Genomic DNA, 2,317 nt, shown 5'->3' with positions numbered 1-2,317 from the left:
AGCGATGTTTGAGCCTTATCGCCAGTGGCTGTTTAGTTTACAAGCGTGTCCCGCGCACCGGCCCCATCATATCAATGAGCAATCACACCATGTGAACCGGCTCTGTCATGCCCGTATCGGGGTGCCTGAGCTGACAGGAAATCAATTGGCGCTAAAAACGGAACCCGCAGAGATTCTTAAATCGGTGGCAGGCGATATTCGTCAAGCCACAAAAAGTGTGGATATGGTGTTTTATATTTGGCACCCAGGGGGGCATGCCGATGAAGTCGCACAAGCGGCGTGCGATACCGCCAAACGGGGCGTTCCGGTTCGGATTATGTTGGATTCGGCGGGGAGCAAAACGTTTTTCCGCAGTAAATGGCCACACGCAATGCGGGAGGCAGGGATAGAGCTGATAGAAGCACTGGCGGTGAATCCGTTTAGGATGTTCTTTCGGCGTCTCGATATTCGTCAGCACCGGAAAGTGGTCATTATCGATAATCAGCTGGCGTATACCGGCTCGATGAATATGGTCGATCCGCGATTTTTCAAGCAAAATGCCGGTGTCGGTCAGTGGGTGGATGTGATGATTCGCGTTTCCGGGCCGACGGTCTCCGTGCTGAGCAGTATTTTTGCCTGGGACTGGGAAGTCGAAACCGGTATTCGTGACTTACCCAGCGCACCCGAATGCTTGATGATTGATGATCATCAACATGCGAATCATGCCGTACAAGCTATTCCATCTGGACCGGGACTACCGGAGGGGATGATCCAACAAGTGCTCACCTTGGCCATTCACCAAGCGGAAACCAGTATTACCATTACCACCCCTTATTTGGTCCCCAGTGAAGGCCTGATGGTCAGCCTGCAAACGGCAGCGCAACGCGGGGTAAAAGTAACAATCATTGTGCCAGAGAAAAATGATTCATTGATGGTTGAATGGGCCAGCCGCTCCTTTTTTGAAGATTTAATGATGGCAGGGATTGAAATATACCGCTTCAGCGGTGGCTTATTGCATACCAAGTCAGTACTTGTCGATGAGCAATATTGCTTAGTAGGAACGGTCAACCTTGATATGCGCAGCCTCTGGTTAAACTTTGAATTGACCTTAACCGTGGACGACCCTGAGTTTTGCGCTGGCATTAACCGATTGCATCAGGATTATTTGGCTCAGTCCTTGCTCGTTAACTCAGAGAGCTGGCAACAACGGCCGGTTTATCTCAAACCCATCGAGCAGTTTTTCTATATGTTTAGTCCGCTGTTATAACCAGCGTCAGGCGAATAAGGTGACGCGTAAGAGGAGGCTTAGTCAAAGTAACTTACCGTATGCAGTGTTATTGCATAAGTATTTGTTATTGCATGATTGTGATTAACAAGATTGTAACTATTTGTGATCTTAAGCAACACAATGCTGGATAGTCAGTCCTTCCTGTAGACAGGCACTATAATAGAGAGTGCCCAAAGTCGAGTGATAGGAGCTAGCATGTCTATCCATTCACGTAGTTACACCTTAAATACCACGCCAGCGCGTAAAGCGCACGTGCGAGTCATCCCTAACGGCAATGTGATGGTTCAGATCGCGGACGAAGAAAATCCGCACCTGGCTGACTTTGATGAAGTCACCTTTCAGCGAAAAGGAAAGATAACCCAGTTGCTTGCCGAGCATATCGAGCCCGGTAAGCGTGACCATTGGGCCTTACCTTTGAACCATACAGATGCTAATGAGTTAGCGACATTGATTGATCAAGCCCAAGAAGAGTTTGAACTTTTAATGTGTGACTTAAGTTAATCTCAAACCCACCAGTGCGTAGACCCGCTGGTGGGTTTTTATTTATCGCGTCGAGCGAGTTGTCCCTTCCGGGCCGTTGCGTCTACTCATTGTCTCAATTATGCGAATTATCAATAAAGGCTTGCGCTAGGTCTGTTCAACCTGTGCTGTTTTAACGCAGACTAGTCGCAAATGCGCCACAGGTGTGGCGTGATACAGACAAGTGATCCGCGCGTGCGGACATGCAGTGATTACGCGACATTTTTATTCGCGCTGATCCAGCTGTCGTTGTGATGTAACTGGTGATCTATGAAAAATCAATCGCGCCCTATCTCTGTGGGTTTTTTAGTTGTTGAAAGGCGAACGGTGACTAGCCTTTTATCCGCATTGTTGATCAGCCTCCTAGGGCGTGTTGATCTTTCGTGATTGTTTTTTGAACGGCATGATAAGGCGTTATAATCTCTTTCGCCAAAAACAAACTGTAACGCCATACCATGCCGAGACTCATGCTAACTGATAAGCGGTGGCAAAAGCTACTTCAAGTAATGAAGAACACTGGCCGCATTTATA

2 protein-coding genes are annotated in these 2,317 nt (G+C 48.0%); both read left to right on the top strand.

Annotated features, from left to right (window positions below):
- Positions 1–1,246: cardiolipin synthase (gene cls, locus DZ54_RS0116610; RefSeq protein WP_025675312.1), on the top strand; the 1,246-nt coding region annotated here is incomplete at its 5' end.
- Between the two features lie 216 nt (positions 1,247–1,462).
- A complete protein-coding gene (locus DZ54_RS0116605; protein ID WP_025675310.1) occupies positions 1,463–1,768 on the top strand; it encodes a hypothetical protein in 306 nt (101 codons plus the stop codon).
- The last annotated feature ends 549 nt before the right edge of the window (positions 1,769–2,317 follow it).

Source organism: Salinivibrio socompensis S35, assembly GCF_000513715.1.
Lineage (GTDB): Bacteria > Pseudomonadota > Gammaproteobacteria > Enterobacterales > Vibrionaceae > Salinivibrio > Salinivibrio socompensis.
The sequence above is the reverse complement of the archived record's forward strand: the minus strand, read 5'-3'. Positions and strand labels throughout refer to the sequence as shown.

Coding starts and splice junctions, on each gene's coding strand:
- DZ54_RS0116605 (WP_025675310.1), top strand. CDS start 1,463: ATGTCTATCCATTCACGTAGTTACACCTTAAATACCACGCCAGCGCGT.